Raw genomic sequence first — 16,424 nt, forward strand, 5'->3', positions numbered from 1 at the left:
GTAGCAGGCAGGCAACGCGAGATGAGGCGGGGGCGAGCGATGCGTGACGAGATTCTCGACGGACGGTACCGGCTGACGGAGCCGATGGGTTCGGGCGGTATGGGCCGGGTCTGGGTGGCCGAGGACGAACGCATCGGGCGCAAGGTCGCGGTCAAGATCCTCTCCCGCATCGACGAGGACACCTCGGCCACCCGCTTCGCCCGTGAGGCCCGGGTCGTCGGCGGACTGTCGAGCCCGCACATCGTCACCCTGCACGACTTCGGCGAGGCGCAGGTGGCGGGGGAACGCGTGCTGTACCTGGTCATGGAGCACCTCCAGGGCCGGGACCTCGGGGCTGTGCTGGAGAGCCGGAAGCCACAACTCCCCTCGCCCGAAGAGGTGATGGGCTGGGGCGTCGAGATCTGCGCGGGGCTGGAGACGGCACACCGGGCGGGCATCGTGCACCGTGACATCAAGCCGGCCAACGTCCTTCTCACCGCGGACGGCACCATCAAGATCCTCGACTTCGGGATCGCGCGCATGCTGTCGTCGGCCGCCGCGATGACCCACACCGACCTGACCGCCGTCGGCTTCGTCGTCGGCACCCCGCTGTACATGTCGCCGGAGCAGATACGGGCGCCCGACGTCCTGGACAACCGCAGCGACCTGTACTCCCTCGGCTGCCTGCTCCACACCCTGCTGACCGGCGGACCGCCGTTCACCGGAGCCGGTACGGCCGTCCTCGCGCAGCACCTCGGCGACGCCCCCGAGCCGCCGAGCGCCCGGCGCGCGGACCTCGCCGGATTCGGTGAACTAGACGCGATAGTCCTGCGATTACTCGCCAAGGAGCCGGGCGAGCGGCCCGCGGACGCGGCGGAGACGGCTGCTCTCCTGAGGGCCGCGATCGCTTCCGGACCGAGTGGGGCAGCGCCACCCGCCCCGGCCGAGAAGTCCCGGGCCGTCCTCGGGTCCGTCCCGCGCACCGCGGCTCCCGCCGCCCCGGTCCCGCATCCGCCGGTCCCGCCCACGCTCCCCTTCCAGCCGTCGATGCCGGCGTACCCGCTCCCGCTCCCGAGCAGCCCGCAGCGTCCGGCCACGCCCCCGCGGTTGCGCATCACCGGGCGGGCGTCGCGCGACGGGGTGATCTCCACCCGGACCGTCGGGGCCACCTGGCTCGCCGGTGGAGGTACGGCACTGGTCGCGGCGCTCCTGGTTGCCGGGTGCTCCCCGGCCGGCACGGAGGGGGTACTCGCCGGCACCGCACTCGGCTGGCTGCTGGGCATGTCCGGCGCCCAGGGGTTCGCCAACGTGTTCGACCCACAGGAGAAGTCGCTCTTCACCCGGCTCGTCTCCGCACTCCTGCTCGCCGTCCCCCTCGGCGTGGGCGGTACGGCCATCGACTACGCGGCAACCGACGTGATCGTCGGGCGCTACTTCGTGATCGCGTTCGCGGCCTGCGTCGCCGCGCTGACGGTGGGGGTACTGATCGCGGACCAGCTCATCGCCCGGCTCCGCCTCTCGCCGCGCGCGGCGCTGATCCTCTCCATGAGCGGCTGGATCAACGGCGTCGGCGCCTGGGCGGTACTCGCCCACCGCTCCCCGCTCGAAACCGTCGGCGCGGTCCCGGTCGCCTGCGGCGTATGGCTCGTCACCGCCGCGCTGCTGGGCCGGATCCTGGCCCCGTCCGCGCGTCGGAGCGGCCGGACGGCCTGAGCGCGCACAGCGCCCCGGGCCGCCCGGCCGGCCGGACCTACCAGGCGAAGGCCTCCGGCGACGGGCCCGGGCCCGGGAAGATCTCGTCGAGGCCGGCCAGCAGCTCGTCCGAGAGCTCCAGGTCGACCGCGCGCACCGCGGACTCCAGCTGCTCCAGGGTGCGCGGACCGCTGATCGGGCCCGTGACACCGGGACGGGTCAGCAGCCAGGCCAGGCCCACCTCGCCGGGCTCCAGGCCGTGCTTGTCGAGCAGGTCCTCGTACGCCTGGATCTGCGCCCGCGCCGCGGGGTCGGCGAGCGTCTCGGCGGACCGGCCGGTGGTCGAGCGCGCGGAGCCGCCGGTGCTCTCCTTGCGGATCGCGCCGCCGAGCAGTCCGCCGTGCAGCGGCGACCACGGGATGACACCGAGGCCGTACTCCTGCGCGGCCGGGATGACCTCCATCTCCGCGCGGCGCTCCGCGAGGTTGTAGAGGCACTGCTCACTGACCAGGCCGAACGAACCCCGGCGCTGCGCCGTCTCGTTGGTCTGCGCGATCTTCCAGCCGGCGAAGTTGGACGAGCCCGCGTAGAGGATCTTGCCCTGCTGGATCAGGACGTCGACGGCCTGCCAGATCTCGTCGACCGGGGTGTCCCGGTCGATGTGGTGGAACTGGTACAGGTCGATGTGGTCCGTCTGGAGCCGCTTGAGGCTGGCGTCGACGGCGCGCCGGATGTTCAGCGCGGAGAGCTTGTGGTGGTTGGGCCAGGCGTCGCCTTCGGCGGCCATGTTCCCGTACACCTTCGTCGCCAGGACGACCTTGTCCCGGCGCTCGCCGCCCTGGGCGAACCAGGTACCGAGGATCTCCTCGGTGCGGCCCTTGTTCTCGCCCCAGCCATAGACGTTCGCGGTGTCGAAGAAGTTGACGCCCGCGTCGAGCGCGGCGTCCATGATCGTGTGACTGTCGGACTCGTTGGTCTGCGGACCGAAGTTCATGGTGCCCAGTACGAGGCGGCTGACTTCGAGTCCCGTGCGTCCCAGATGTGTGTACTTCATGGGGCCCAAGCCAACGCCTTCGAGTCCGCTCGAAGCAAGCACGTGTCCACATCCGCGCGAAGGGTCAGTCCTCCAGTCCGGCCAGGGTCTCGGCCAGCCAGCCCAGCTCCGCCTCACCGGTCGCGCGGGCGATCCTCAGCAGGCCCCGGCGGAAGGGGTCGCCGAACGCCTCGGCACCGAGCGGCCGCTCCCCCTCGTAGAAGAAGCTGCTGGGCTCCTCCAGGAACGTCAGCCGCCTGCGCAGTACGGCAGCCTGCTCGGCCGGGTCCGTGAGGTGACGCAGGAAGGCGAGGACGGTGAACCAGCGGTTCTCGTCGCTGATGTCCAGGTCAGCGGCCTCACGCAGTCGGCGGAGCAGCTCGTCGCGGCCCCCGTCGGTGAGGGTGAGGGTGTGCCGGGGCGCGGCTCTGGCGCCGGGTTCGGTGCGGCGGTCGAGCAGGCCGGCGCGCTCCAGCCGCTTGATCGCGGGGTAGAGGGTGCCGTCGGCGATCGGGCGCACATGGCCGGTGAGGTGGGCGACCCGCCGCTTCAGTTCGTACCCGTGCAGCGGCTGCTCGTACAGAAATCCCAGGATGGCCAGTTCCAGCATTCCCGTATCTTCCCCCATGTCGTTATACCTCGGCATCGATGTATAGTCCCACCGATACGTGGGCGAGACGACGGGATCAGAGGAGGCGGCATGCAGGACGCACAGGTGACAGCCGGCGGCGCGCGTATCCGGTGGGTGGAGATCGCGGGCCACGACGCCGCCGCACCGCCCCGGCTCTACCTCCACGGACTCGGCGCCTCCAGCGGTCCCTACTTCACGGCGAGCGCCACCCATCCGCTGCTCGCCGGCGGCCGCGCCCTGCTGATGGACCTGCTCGGCTTCGGCATCAGCGACCGGCCCACGGACTTCGGCTACACCCTGGAGGACCACGCGGACGCCGTGGCGGGCGCGCTGGAGACGGCCGGGGTCCGGGACGCGGAGGTCGTCGCACACAGCATGGGCGGCGCGGTGGCGATCGTCCTCGCGGCCCGCCACCCGCACCTGGTGGCACGGCTGGTGCTGGTGGACGCCAATCTCGACCCGGTCGTCCCGGCGCCGGTGCCCCCGGCGGGCAGCAGCGGCATCGCCGCGTACACGGAGGAGGAGTTCCTGGCCCACGGCCGGGACGAGGTCCGTGAGCGGGTGGGCGCGCACTGGTGGTCGACCATGCGGCTCGCCGGGCCCGAGGCCCTGCACCGCAGCGCGGTCCACCTGGCGCGCGGGACGACGCCGACGATGCGGGCACTCCTGCTGGAGCTGCCGGTCCCGGTGACGTACCTGCGCCCGGAGAAGGACGGACCGCTGCCCGGCGAGGACACGCTCACCGCGGGCGGGGTACGCGTGGTCGCGGTCCCGGACTGCGGGCACAACATCATGCTCGACAACCCCGGGGCGTTCGCGAAGGAGACGGCGCGGGGTTTCAGCTGAGGCGGGCCGTCATCAGCCGACCGCGGCCGCCACGGCGACGACGGCGAACATCAGCACGAGCACGGCTGCCATGATGCGGTTTCTGGTCTTCGGGTCCACCCGTCGAGCGTAACCGCCCCGCTCAGCGGCCCAGGCCCCAGGCCCGCACCACCTCGTACCTGGGCTGCTCCCCGGGCACCCCGTCCACCGGCAGCCTGCTGCGTACGAGGCTGAGCTCACCGGCCTCCCAGTGCAGGCCCTCGAAGCCCTCCAGCGCCGCGGTGAACGGGGTCAGATCGGCCGGGACGCGGCTGCGGGCGAGGGTGAGGTGCGGGGTGTAGCGGCGGTGCTCCTCCATCGGCACCCCGGCGCGCCGGGCGGCGGCGTGCGTGCGTTCGGACAGCAGCCGCAAGGTGTCGAGCGCGCCCGCGGCCCCCGCCCACAGCGCCCGCCCGTCGAACCGGCCGGCCCCGTGGACGCGCAGCGGGAACGCCTCGGTCCGGTGCGCGGCCCGCTCCAGCCGGCTGTACAGGTCCGGCAGCAGGTCCTCGTCGACGTCCCCGAGGAAGGCCAGCGTGTAGTGCCACCCGGCGGTCCCGGTCCAGCGCAGCGCGTCGGCGCCGGGCATCGAGCGCAGCGGAACCACGGCCCGGCGCAGCTCCTCGACGGCGGGGGCCGGTGGCAGGACGGCGGCGAAGAGTCTCATGCGGCGAGTCTGGCAGCCCCGTGGGCGCCGTCCTGCGCGTACGGCCCCGCCCGAATCCCGGGCGGGGCCGTATCGCGTCCGTGTCCGCGGCTCTCAGGCCGCCGTCGCCAGCTGTTCGCGCGGGACGAACCGCACGTGCGGGCGGCCGGGGCGCAGGTCGACCTTGAGGCGCAGGCCGCCGACGCGGGCCAGCATGAACCCGACACCGAGCGCGGCCGCCAGGGAGAACGCCCCGCCGACCGCCATGCCGGTCCGGACGCCGTACGCGTCGCTGATCCAGCCGACGATCGGGGCGCCCACCGGTGTACCCCCGGCGAAGACCATCATGTACAGGCTCATCACCCGGCCGCGCATGGCCGGGTCCGCCGCCATCTGCACGCTGGTGTTCGCGCTGATGTTGGTCGTCAGGCCGATCATGCCGATCGGGACGAGCAGGATCGCGAAGATCCAGACGGACGGTGCCATGGAGGCGATGATCTCCAGCACACCGAACGCCGTACCGGCGGCCACCAGCATCCGCAGCCGCGAGGAGCGGCGGCGGGCGGCGAGCAGGGCCCCGACGAGGGAGCCGGCCGCCATGAGGATGTTGAAGAACGAGTACATCCCGGCGCCGCCGTGGAAGATCTCGTCCGCGAAGGCCGTCAGCCAGATCGGGAAGTTGAAGCCGAACGTACCGACGAAGCCGACGAGGACGATCGGCCAGATCAGCTCGGGACGTCCGGAGACGTAGCGCAGTCCCTCACGGAGCTGCCCCTTGGCGCGCGGGATGACGACGGCCCTGTGCAGTTCGCTCGTACGCATCATCAGCAGGCCGACGAGGGGCGCGAGGAAGGACAGGCCGTTGAACATGAAGGCCCAGCCACTGCCGACCGTGGTGATCAGCACACCCGCGACGGCGGGACCGATGAGACGGGCGGACTGGAAGTTCGCCGAGTTCAGGCTGACCGCGTTCCGCAGCTGGGCGGGGCCGACCATCTCGGAGACGAACGCCTGGCGGGCCGGGTTGTCCACGACCGTGACCATGCCGAGCAGGAAGGCGATCAGGTAGACGTGCCACACCTGGACCACACCGGAGAGCGTGAGCACGGCGAGCGCGATCCCGCACAGGCCGAGTGCCGCCTGGCTGATGAGCAGGAGCTTGCGCTTCGGGAGCCGGTCGGCGATGACGCCGCCGTACAGGCCGAAGAGCAGCATCGGGAGGAACTGGAGTGCCGTGGTGATACCGACGGCGGCGGCGGACCCGGTGAGGCTCAGGACGAGCCAGTCCTGCGTGATGCGGGACATCCAGGTACCGGTGTTGGAGATCACGGCGCCGGTTGCGAACAGGCGGTAGTTGCGGATCTTCAGCGACGAGAAGGTCCCGCCGGGCTTGCTCTCGTGGGTGGAAGTCGGTGCGGGGGCGGAGTCTGCTCCGGATCCCGTACTCAAAAGGGTTCGCCTCCTCGGGCGTGGACATTGCGCTGACTGACGGGGATGCGGCGGTGGGGCGGTGCGCCGGTTCTGTCCGGCGCGGCCCGCTCCGCTACAGGTGGGCGAGCTTCTCCAGCACGGGCGCCGCGTTGCGCAGCGTCTCCCACTCGTCCTCGTCCAGGCCTTCGGCGAGGGTGGTCAGCCAGGCGTTCCGCTTGTTGCGGCTCTCGGCGAGCATGGCTTCCGCCTGCTCGGTCTGGCTGACCATCTTCTGACGACGGTCATCGGGGTGCGGTTCCAGTCTGACCAGTCCCTTGGCTTCCAGCAGCGCGACGATGCGGGTCATCGACGGCGGCTGCACATGCTCCTTGCGGGCCAGCTCACCGGGAGTGGCCGAGCCGCAACGCGCGAGTGTGCCGAGCACCGACATCTCGGTAGGGCTCAGCGACTCGTCGACGCGCTGGTGCTTGAGGCGCCGGCCGAGCAGCATGACGGCGGAACGAAGGGAGCTCACGGCAGCGGCACTGTCGCTGTCGTGGATCAGGTCAGGCATGTTTGTTAGCGTAACTCATTACCTACCCTAAAGACCACTCGGTGGTACACGCGCGAGAGTCGAATCACCAATCGATCACCCAAACGAGTGAGTCGGCGGCCGAAAGTCACGCGCGTCGAGCCCGTGGGACGTAACCCTGCTTGGCATGGGATCGACAGTGCTCAGCCTGCGGATAGACGGTGAGCTGCTCGACCGGCTCAAGCAGCACGCCGCCAAACGCGGAATGAGCGTCCAGGACTATGTGGTCCGGACGCTCATTCGCGACGATTTCGACGAGCGCTTCCAGGCGGCCGTCGACGAGACGGAGAAGTTCTACGGGGCGGAGGGGGTCGCGGCCGAGGAGGTCACCTGACGGAGACCTCCGGGCCGCGCGCCCGCCCCCGCGTCCCCGCCGGGATCACGTGAGGCCGAGCGCCGGCATCGCGTAGTAGAAGACGAAGACCGCCGACACCACATACATGGCCACCGGCACCTCACGACCGCGTCCGGCGGCCAGCCGCAGCACACAGAACGTGATGAAGCCGATCCCGATGCCGTTGGTGATCGAGTACGTGAACGGCATCATCACCATGGCGAGGAAGGCCGGGATCGCGAGCGTGTAGTCGCTCCAGTCGATGTCCCGCACCGAGCCCGCGATGATCAGGAAGCCGACCGCCAGCAGCGCCGGAGTGGCCGCCTGCGAGGGGACCATGGTCGCCAGCGGCGTGAGGAACAGCGCCGCCGTGAACAGCAGACCCGTCACGATGCTCGCGAAGCCGGTGCGGGCTCCCTCGCCGACGCCCGCCGTGGACTCCACGAAGCAGGTGCCCGCCGAGGCGGAGCTCGCGCCGCCCGCGGCGACCGCGATGCCGTCGACGAACAGCACCTTGTTGATACCCGGGAAGTTGCCGTCCTTGTCGGTCAGCCTGGCCTCGTCGCCGACACCGAGGATGGTGCCCATCGCGTCGAAGAAGCAGGACAGCAGCACGGTGAAGACGAACAGGATGCCGGTGAGGACACCGACCTTGTCGAAGCCGCCGAACAGGCTGACGTCGCCGATCAGCCCGAAGTCGGGCGAGGCGACGGGATTGCCCGGCCACTCGGGCACGGTCAGGCCCCAGGCCTCGCCCGGCAGGTCGGCGACCGCGTCGATGATCAGCGCGACGACCGTCATGGCCACGATGGAGATCAGGATCGCGCCCGGCACCTTGCGGACGATCAGCGCGAGGGTGAGCAGCGCGCCGAGGATGAAGACCAGGACCGGCCAGCCGTTGAGGTGACCGTCATTGCCCAGCTGCAGCGGAACGGTGGTGTGCGCGAGGTCCGGGATGCGGGAGACGAAGCCCGAGTCGACCAGACCGATGAGCAGGATGAAGAGACCGATGCCGATCGCGATGCCCTTGCGGAGCGAGGTCGGTACGGCGTTCATCACGCGTTCCCGCAGCCCGGTGGCGACGAGCAGCATGACCACGATGCCCGCGAGGACGACCATGCCCATCGCGTCGGGCCAGCTCATCCGGGGGGCGAGCTGGAGGGCGACGACGGTGTTGACGCCGAGGCCCGCGGCGAGCGCGATCGGCACGTTGCCGATGACGCCCATGAGCAGGGTGGAGAAGGCCGCGGTCAGCACCGTCGCGGTGACCAGCTGGCCACTGTCGAGCTGGTGGCCGTACATGTCCTTCGCGCTGCCCAGGATGATCGGGTTCAGCACGATGATGTACGCCATCGCGAAGAACGTGGCGAAGCCACCGCGGATCTCACGCGCGACCGACGATCCCCGCTCGGAGATCTTGAAGAAACCGTCCAGGCCGCCGGTGGGCGCGGGAGGCGGTGTGGAGTCGACCGGAGCGGTGGCCGAGGGGGACATGTATGACCTCAGTCGTGCGTAGAGGGGGGGTTAAATTCGGTCAGCTTTGGACGTTCACACGAATAATTCGAGACAGTCGTAAGCAGATTCAGTATGAATACATAAGGCGAAGATCGCTATCTCCGCGCGTAGACCCTTGCGTCGACTGGCCCGACGGTCCCCATGAGCGAGCCGCATACACTGAGCGCATGGCGAAGTGGACACCGAAGCACGAGGCACCCGAGCCCCTGGAGGGGCCCGTCGTCGCGACCATCACCGGCGGCACGATCCTCTGGTTCGTCCTCTTCCTGGTCCAGCTCCCCTTCTACGGCTGGTTCGACGACCACGGACACCTGTGGTGGATCTGGACCTGTCTGGCCGGTGCCGGGCTCGGACTCATCGGCATCTGGTACGTGCGGGGCCGCGACGCGGCACTCAAACGCGCCGCCGCGGCGAACGGCGAGGCCGGGGACACCCCCGGCGCCACCGCCTGAGAGCCGACGCGCCACCCGGGGCCGTACCACCACGGGACCATTCGCCTCCTCCCCCGGTCTGATCTTCCGGCCCCCCGGCGGGTGAACGTGATGTTCCGCCCGTACCGTCGGAACCATGACTCAGCGGGCACTCGACCCCTCAGGGGATGAGCCGAACAGATCCCCCATGCCTGACGGAACCGGTCGGCAGGTGAAGATCGACGCCGGTTCCGAACCCGATCCGGTGCACCCGGCCGGCCGGCCCGCCGCCGCGCGCGGGCTGACCGCGGCCGAGGTCGCCGAGCGGATCGCCCGCGGTGAGGTCAACGACGTCCCCGTGCGCTCCTCGCGGTCCCTGACGGAGATCGTCCGCGCCAACGTCTTCACCCGGTTCAACCTGATCATCGGCGTGCTCTGGGTGATCATGCTGTTCGTCGCGCCGATCCAGGACAGCCTCTTCGGCTTCGTGATCATCGCCAACACCGGCATCGGCATCGTGCAGGAGTGGCGGGCCAAGAAGACCCTGGACAGCCTCGCGGTCATCGGCGAGGCGAAACCCACCGTGCGCCGGGACGGGGTGGCGGCCGAGATCTCCACCTCCGAGATCGTCCTCGGCGACCTCGTCGAGCTCGGCCCGGGCGACAAGGCCGTCGTCGACGGCACCGTCGCCGAGGCCGACAGCCTGGAGATCGACGAGTCGCTGCTCACCGGCGAGGCGGACCCGGTGCTGAAACGGCCCGGCGACCCCGTCATGTCCGGCAGCTTCGTCGTCGCCGGCAGCGGGGCCTTCACCGCCACCAAGGTCGGCCGCGAGGCCTACGCCGCGCAGCTCGCCGAGGAGGCCTCCCGCTTCACACTCGTCCAGTCCGAGCTGCGCAGCGGCATCTCCACCATCCTCAAGTACGTCACCTGGATGATGATCCCGACCGCGATCGGCCTGGTCATCAGCCAGCTCGTCGTCAAGGACAACAACGTCAAGGACTCGATCGCCCGGACCGTCGGCGGCATCGTCCCGATGATCCCGGAGGGGCTGGTCCTGCTCACCTCGGTCGCCTTCGCGATCGGCGTCGTACGGCTGGGACGCAAGCAGTGCCTCGTCCAGGAACTCCCCGCCATCGAGGGCCTGGCCCGGGTCGACGTCGTCTGCCTGGACAAGACCGGCACCCTCACCGAGGGCGGTATGGACGTCACCGAGGTCCGCGCGCTGAACGGGACGGACGAGCCGTACCTGCACCGCGTCCTGGGCGCCCTCGGCTCCTCGGACCCGCATCCGAACGCCAGCCTCCAGGCCATCATCGACGCCTACCCGGTCCCCGACGGGCAGCGCTGGGACGTCACGCAGGCGCTGCCCTTCTCCTCGGCCCGCAAGTACAGCGGCGCCGCGTTCGACGAGGGCGACGGGCACGAGTCGGCCTGGCTGCTCGGCGCTCCCGACGTGCTGCTGCCCGAGGCCGACCCGGCGCTCACCGAGATCGAGCAGCTCAACGAACAGGGCCTGCGGGTGCTGCTGCTCGCCCGGGTACGCGGCGAGCTGGACGGCCCGGAGACCGCCGCCGGAGCCGTACCGGGCGCACTGATCGTCCTGGAGCAGCGGCTGCGGCCGGACGCCGGGGAGACCCTCGCCTACTTCGCCGACCAGCGGGTCGCCACGAAGGTGATCTCCGGGGACAACGCCGTCTCGGTCGGCGCCGTCGCCGCGAAGCTCGGGCTGCCGGGCGCCGAGCACACCCTGGACGCGCGCAAGCTGCCGACCGACCCCGACGCGATGGCCACCGCCATGGAGGAGAACTCGGTCTTCGGGCGGGTCACGCCGCAGCAGAAGCGGGAGATGGTCGCCGCCCTCCAGTCCCGCGGCCACACCGTCGCGATGACGGGCGACGGCGTCAACGACGTCCTCGCCCTCAAGGACGCCGACATCGGCGTCTCGATGGGATCGGGCTCGGAGGCGACCCGGGCGGTCGCCCAGATCGTCCTGCTGAACAACAGCTTCGCGACCCTGCCGTCCGTCGTCGCCGAGGGCCGCCGGGTCATCGGCAACATCACCCGGGTCGCCACCCTGTTCCTGACGAAGACCGTCTACTCGGTGCTGCTGGCCGTCCTGGTCGTCTGCTTCCAGGTCGAGTACCCGTTCCTGCCCCGGCATCTGACCCTGCTGTCGACGCTGACGATCGGCGTCCCGGCGTTCTTCCTGGCCCTGGCGCCGAACAAGGAACGGGCCCATCCGCACTTCGTGCGCCGCGTCATGCGGTACGCGATCCCGTCGGGCACCATCGCGGCCGCCGCCACCTTCGCGATGTACCTGATCGCCCGGAGCCACTACTCCGGTACGGGCGCGCTGGACGCGGAGACGAGCGCGGCGACGCTCACGCTGTTCCTCGTCTCGATGTGGGTCCTGGCGATCATCGCCCGCCCGTACACCTGGTGGCGGATCTGCCTGGTGGCGGCGATGGGGCTGGCGTTCCTGATCGTGCTCGTGGTGCCGTGGCTCCAGGACTTCTTCGCCCTGAAGCTGGTGGGGACGACGATGCCGTGGACGGCGGTGGGAATCGCCGTGGTGGCCTCGGTCGCCCTGGAGTACACCTGGCGCCTGGTGGGCCGGCGCTTCCCGGTGTAGGGAGAGCGCCGGTACACCTGGTGCCCGGCGGGCCGGCGCCTCCCGGTACGGGGAGAGCACCGGCCCGCCGCGCGGAGGTTACTGCACGTCGACGAAGTCACCCGTGGAGTTGACGGCCGGGGTGGAGGCCGTACCGGCGAAGCTGTAGCGCCAGTAACCGTCGACCGAGGCCGTGACCGTGGTCTTCAGGGTGCCGATGCTGTTCGTCTTGAGGGTCTTCACCGTGGACCAGGCCGTGCCGCCCTTCTTGAGGAACTGCAGCTTGACCGGCTGGCTGGTGTAGCCGTGGTACTGGAAGTCGTCCCAGTTGGCCCGCGCCAGCTTGCCGGTGACCGTGATGGTCTTGCCCTTCTTCACCGGCTCGGGGGCGGCGTTGACGGTCTGCGAGGCAGCCCGCTGGAACTTGAAGGTGCCGACCTTGTCCGTCCAGTTGTAGTCGCCGTCCTTGGCGTCCACCCAGGCGTTGACGTACCAGGTACCGGCGACGTCGTTGGAGTACGGCAGGTCGACCTTGGGGTCGACGGTGAACGACGCGGTGCAGGTGCTCCCGGAGCACTTGGTGCTGTCCGGCGAGAGGTAGCCGAACGCCGGGCCTTCCAGGTCTATGTCGATGCCCTTGATGCCGGAGTTGTCCTTCGCGGTCACCGCGACGGTGAACTTCTTGACGAGGCTGGTGCCGACCACCACGTTCTTGCCACCGTTGACCGTCACCTTGGTGATGGCGGTGTCGCCGTAGTGACCGTTGGCCTGGGCGGCCGGTACGGCGAGGGCCAGCAGGCCCAGAGCACCGACGGCGACGGTCGCAGAGGTACGCATGCGCATGTGTTTTCCCCGTGGGAAAGGGCCCCTGGTGCGCTGAGGCACCGGTGGGGCCGATCGGTCTGTTGAGTCCGTTGACTCAACAGACCAGACACGGGACCGGTGTGAAGGGTTGTACGGGAATCTGAAGATTTCGCGAAGATCACGCCTCGGCGGGCCCGGACGTCGACCCCAACAGGCGTCGCGTGCACCCCGGTCGGCCCGGCGGCCCGCCCGCCCACCGGAACCCGCGGGCCGCCCGCCTCAGTCGAACCAGCGGTCCCGGGCCAGTTCCTCCGTACGGGACGGGTCCTCCAGCAGGGCCGCGACCTCGAAGCGGCGCGGCCACTGGCCCGCCGCCCACGCCAGGCCCGCCGCGACACCCTCCACGGTCGAGGCGTGCACGACGCCGTCCTGGGTGCGGCGCCAGTCCAGTTCGACGCCCCCCGCCCGGAGTTCGCCGTGCTCGATGTACGTGTCCGGGGTGCCGGGGCCGAGCAGGACGCGGACCGGATCCGGGACCTCGTGCTCCTCGCCCTCGGACGTGACCTCCGCCTCGACGCTCTCGCCGAGCCGCCGCACCTGGAACAGTTCGGCCAGCTCCGCCGCGCTCGCCGGGGCGACGGGCAGGAGCGCCACGCCCCCGGTCAGCGGCAGCAGGTCCGGGGCGTCCGCGATCATCGCGTCCGCCGCGTCGACGACCCGCACCTCACCGTCGACGACGGCCCGCAGCTCGTCCGGCAGCGTGACCTGCTCCGGGTCGAGCTCGGCCAGCGCCGTGTACAGGGAGTGCAGTTGCACGGGCCCGACCGGGCGGTCCTCGTCCGCGAGCCGGCCGAGGAGCTCGGCCGCACCGCCGGGCTCGTCCAGCAGGGCGGCGACCGAGGTCCGCACGCCCAGGGCGCGCAGCACCTGGGCGTCGTCGAAACCGGTCGCGTCGACGGAGTCGTACAGACCCGCCAGCCGGGGATCACCGCCGTGGGAGCGCAGACCGGCCGGGCGGCGGCCGTCCAGCACCGGGTGGTCGCGCAGCCACCAGGCGGTGTACGGGCGGACGGACTGCGTGGTGCCGTCCGGGAGCAGCACGCGCACCGGCTGGGTCAGGGCGTCCCGCAGAGGCGGCCTGGCGAGGAGGGCGAGCGCCTGGGGCCAGGCGTCGTCGTCGACGAGGTCGAGGTCGCGGACGGCGACGATCTCGGTGGCGACCGGCGGTACGGGGGTGTCCGGGAACTGGTCGAGGATGTCCTCGCACCACACGTCGACGGCGTCGAGGAGACCGGCGTCGTCGGGTTCGGCGAAGTCGCCCTCCCTGGGCTCCAGTTCATCCGGGTCCAGGACCACGTCGGTGGCCCGGACAAGCGCGAACGTGGCGAGCACCCCGCAGGCGGTGAGCGGCTGCTCGCCCCAGCGGCCGGCCAGTTCCGCGTCGCAGAAGGCCAGTTCGCCCTCGCGCATGACGGCGGCGAACGGGCTGCCCGGCAGCACCAGCTCACCGGCCGGCGCGAGCTCGCCGTCCTCGTCGGGCACAGCCAGGGCGCCCAGCCACGGCTCGTCGCCGGGGGCCAGATCGGCGTCCCGGACCAGGGTGAGGACGGTGTCCACGAGCTCGTCGCCGTCCAGCGCGTCCTCGTCCCAGATCTCACCCGCGTCCAGCGAACCGGCGACGGCGGCCCGCACCTGCGGGGTCGTCAGCACGGCGCGCGGCGTGGCGGGCAGGGCGCCCAGCTTCTCCAGCAGCGGGTGCGCGGCATCCGGATGCGCGACCTTCAGCCCGAGCCGGCCGAGCCGGTCCAGGACCGGGCCGGTCAGCGCGTCGGGCAGCGGGAGGAGGACCTGCCGGGGGCCGATCGTCGTACGCGGGACGGCCGGCGCCTCGGGGTCCGCGCCCCGGGACACCGCCCCGGCGAGCGGCACCGGAAGGCCGGAGAGCCGGTCCGGCTCGACACCCGCCAGGCTGTCGTACAGCCGTCGCCACCAGCCCGGTTCGCGCTCCAGGCCCGCGAGCCGGTCGATCGCCTCGGTCAGCGGCACGCGGGCGACACCGAGCGTGCGCAGTTCGACGCGGCGCTCAAGACCGGCGGGCAGCAGGCAGGGCAGCACCTCGGCCAGCACGGCGACCGTCCCGGCGCCGACGCCCTCCAGCACCTCGGCCTCGATGGGCCGCAGCGCGGTGGTGGCCTTGCGGGCGCTCTCCGTGCCCGCGTCCCAGTCGTCCCACCGGTCCGGTTCGGCGGCGGGGTCTCGGGGGGCGGCCGGTTCCAGGAACGCGACGCGCGGCAGCCGCTCCAGGATCGCGCCCCGCAGAGCGCCGTCCACCTCGCCCGTGCCGAGCGGTCCGGGCACGAGGCCGATCGTGGCGACGGACACCGGCTGCCAGTCGGCGAGCAGTTCCGCGTACGCGTCGGCCGCGCGCTGCACCAGGAAGTCGGTGAGCGGGCCGGGCGCGGGGTGCCGGCGGGTGGTGTCCAGCGGCAGCGAGGCGATGAGCAGCGCCGGGATGCCGAGGGGTTCGTCGGTGGGCGTCGGCGCGTGCACGACGGGGGCGGTACGGGGGCGGACCGGGGCGCCCTCGGGGTCCACGGGGACGGCCCAGGTCACCGACCAGTGCGGGCGCAGCCGTTCCTCCAGCGGGCGGTCGGCGAGCAGCGCGGGCTCGACGGGGCCGTGGTGGGTGACGGTGCGCCAGCGGTTCGTGCCGTGCGCGGAGTCCTCGACGTGCGTGTACGGGCCGTGCTGCGAGCGGCGCAACGTCCGTACGGTGTCGGGGGTTTCGACGACGATCTCGTCGAGTCCGGCCAGCGTCAGGAGCAGGGCGTCGTCGATCGCGCCGAGCAGCCGGCCGACGAGGTCCTCGGCCACGCCGTCGCGCAGGGGCAGGACGACGACGGTGTCGTAGCCGTCGGGGGCGGTGCCCTCGGCGGGCAGCGGGAGGCGCAGCAGGGGTACGTGTCCGTCGCGGCGGCGGAGCTCGTCGCCGAGGCCGGGGCTGCCGACGGCCGCCTCGCGGGCGAGATCGCGGGCCTCGGCGAGGGACCAGCGCACACCGCCGTGCCGCCCGACGACGGCCGGCTCGTCGCTCACCGCGAGCACGGCGGCGAACCCGACGCCGAACCTGCCGACGGCACCCTCGTGCCCCTCGCGCTTGGCGGAGGCCCGCAGGGTGGACAGCGACTCCACGCCGGTGGCGTCCAGGGGTGCGCCGGTGTTCGCGGCGGCGAGGACCGCGGGGGCGACCTCGGTCGCCGGGTGCAGGGTCAGCCGGAGCCGGCCGGGCACCCGGGCGCGGGCGGCGGCGTCGGCGGCGTTCTGGGCCAGCTCGACGACGAGGCGGTCGCGGTAGCCGCCGAGCGCGAGGTCCTCCTCGGCGTTGGCGTCCTCACGGAAGCGGGCGGGGCCCGCACCCCAGGCGTCGAGCACGCCGCGTCGCAGCCGCGCGGTTCCGAATGGGTCGGCCCCCTCGGTCGCCATGATGCTCACGCTGTGACTCCCTCGTCCGTTGTCCGTGCTCCGGTCGCGCGTACCCGCGCTGCCCAGTGTGCGCCCCCGTGGGCGCGGTGTTCCTCGACCTCGCCCGTCCCGTGGCGGAGGGTTCCGTCCTCAATCGCCGGACGGGCTCGATGCGGGTCCCCCGCGGGGTGCGCTCCTTGCCCGGTGGGTGGGGGTGGGCCCTCCGGGGCGTCTCCTCAGAAATGGCGTGTTCACCCGGCAACGCGCAGGACCCGGGTCGTACGCCATTCCCTGCGGGGACCCCCCTGCACGCCCCCACCCTGCACCGCCCGCGTCTGCACACCGTCGAATCGACCGCCGCAGACGCAGGACGGCCGGGTCCGGGGCCGTGCAGGGGAGTCCCCGCAGAACGACGAACAGATACCCGGGCCGGCTGTG

General features: G+C 71.7%; 13 protein-coding genes. 5 read left to right on the forward strand and 8 right to left on the reverse strand.

Features of this window, described 5'->3' with window-relative positions; genetic code table 11:
- The first annotated feature begins 39 nt into the window (after nt 1-39).
- The gene (locus tag ACGFZA_RS37785) at nt 40-1,692 is read left to right on the forward strand and encodes a serine/threonine-protein kinase (protein WP_393685214.1); all 1,653 of its coding nucleotides are present in this window, start codon (nt 40-42) and stop codon (nt 1,690-1,692) included.
- Nucleotides 1,693-1,729: 37 nt separating this feature from the next.
- Here the strand turns inward: ACGFZA_RS37785 and ACGFZA_RS37790 are convergent, their stop codons facing one another.
- Together ACGFZA_RS37790 and ACGFZA_RS37795 are read right to left on the reverse strand one after the other, a co-directional pair.
- A complete protein-coding gene (locus ACGFZA_RS37790; RefSeq protein ID WP_385283955.1) occupies nt 1,730-2,725 on the reverse strand; it encodes an aldo/keto reductase in 996 nt (331 codons plus the stop codon).
- Between the two features lie 64 nt (nt 2,726-2,789).
- The gene (locus ACGFZA_RS37795; RefSeq protein WP_385283992.1) at nt 2,790-3,314 is read right to left on the reverse strand and encodes a PadR family transcriptional regulator; all 525 of its coding nucleotides are present in this window, start codon (nt 3,312-3,314) and stop codon (nt 2,790-2,792) included.
- Nucleotides 3,315-3,404: 90 nt separating this feature from the next.
- Here ACGFZA_RS37795 and ACGFZA_RS37800 point away from each other — a divergent pair, with 90 nt between their 5' ends.
- Nucleotides 3,405-4,181 carry an alpha/beta fold hydrolase gene (locus ACGFZA_RS37800; protein ID WP_385283958.1) on the forward strand — a complete coding sequence of 259 codons (777 nt, stop codon included), beginning with the start codon at nt 3,405-3,407 and terminating at the stop codon, nt 4,179-4,181.
- Between the two features lie 121 nt (nt 4,182-4,302).
- On the opposite strand, the gene thpR is transcribed toward ACGFZA_RS37800, so the two are convergent.
- The 3 genes from thpR to ACGFZA_RS37815 all read right to left on the reverse strand — a co-directional run bounded on the left by thpR (nt 4,303) and on the right by ACGFZA_RS37815 (nt 6,829).
- The gene (thpR, locus tag ACGFZA_RS37805; protein ID WP_393685217.1) at nt 4,303-4,866 is read right to left on the reverse strand and encodes an RNA 2',3'-cyclic phosphodiesterase; all 564 of its coding nucleotides are present in this window, start codon (nt 4,864-4,866) and stop codon (nt 4,303-4,305) included.
- Nucleotides 4,867-4,959: 93 nt separating this feature from the next.
- Nucleotides 4,960-6,294, reverse strand: coding sequence for an MFS transporter (locus tag ACGFZA_RS37810; RefSeq protein ID WP_385283964.1), 1,335 nt, complete (start codon nt 6,292-6,294; stop codon nt 4,960-4,962).
- A 94-nt stretch (nt 6,295-6,388) separates the two neighbouring features.
- On the reverse strand, nt 6,389-6,829 hold the full coding sequence (locus tag ACGFZA_RS37815; protein ID WP_123524412.1) for a MarR family winged helix-turn-helix transcriptional regulator: 441 nt from the start codon (nt 6,827-6,829) through the stop codon (nt 6,389-6,391).
- Between the two features lie 145 nt (nt 6,830-6,974).
- Between ACGFZA_RS37815 and ACGFZA_RS37820 the strand changes: the two genes are divergently transcribed.
- Entirely contained in the window at nt 6,975-7,181 is a 207-nt protein-coding gene (locus ACGFZA_RS37820) for a ribbon-helix-helix protein, CopG family (RefSeq protein ID WP_326737854.1), read from the forward strand.
- Nucleotides 7,182-7,226: 45 nt separating this feature from the next.
- Here the strand turns inward: ACGFZA_RS37820 and ACGFZA_RS37825 are convergent, their stop codons facing one another.
- Nucleotides 7,227-8,675 (reverse strand): NCS2 family permease, encoded by a 1,449-nt coding sequence (locus tag ACGFZA_RS37825; RefSeq protein WP_385283967.1) that lies wholly within the window; start codon nt 8,673-8,675, stop codon nt 7,227-7,229.
- A 188-nt stretch (nt 8,676-8,863) separates the two neighbouring features.
- Here ACGFZA_RS37825 and ACGFZA_RS37830 point away from each other — a divergent pair, with 188 nt between their 5' ends.
- On the forward strand, nt 8,864-9,148 hold the full coding sequence (locus ACGFZA_RS37830) for a DUF2530 domain-containing protein (protein ID WP_393685221.1): 285 nt from the start codon (nt 8,864-8,866) through the stop codon (nt 9,146-9,148).
- Nucleotides 9,149-9,263: 115 nt separating this feature from the next.
- Nucleotides 9,264-11,741, forward strand: coding sequence for an HAD-IC family P-type ATPase (locus tag ACGFZA_RS37835; protein ID WP_393685223.1), 2,478 nt, complete (start codon nt 9,264-9,266; stop codon nt 11,739-11,741).
- A gap of 78 nt (nt 11,742-11,819) precedes the next feature.
- Here the strand turns inward: ACGFZA_RS37835 and ACGFZA_RS37840 are convergent, their stop codons facing one another.
- A complete protein-coding gene (locus tag ACGFZA_RS37840; protein WP_385283976.1) occupies nt 11,820-12,563 on the reverse strand; it encodes a calcium-binding protein in 744 nt (247 codons plus the stop codon).
- A gap of 240 nt (nt 12,564-12,803) precedes the next feature.
- The gene (locus ACGFZA_RS37845; RefSeq protein ID WP_393685256.1) at nt 12,804-16,010 is read right to left on the reverse strand and encodes a sacsin N-terminal ATP-binding-like domain-containing protein; all 3,207 of its coding nucleotides are present in this window, start codon (nt 16,008-16,010) and stop codon (nt 12,804-12,806) included.
- Nucleotides 16,011-16,424: the final 414 nt, after the last annotated feature.

Origin of the sequence: Streptomyces sp. NPDC048211 (assembly GCF_043202315.1) — a bacterium.
Lineage (GTDB): Bacteria > Actinomycetota > Actinomycetes > Streptomycetales > Streptomycetaceae > Streptomyces.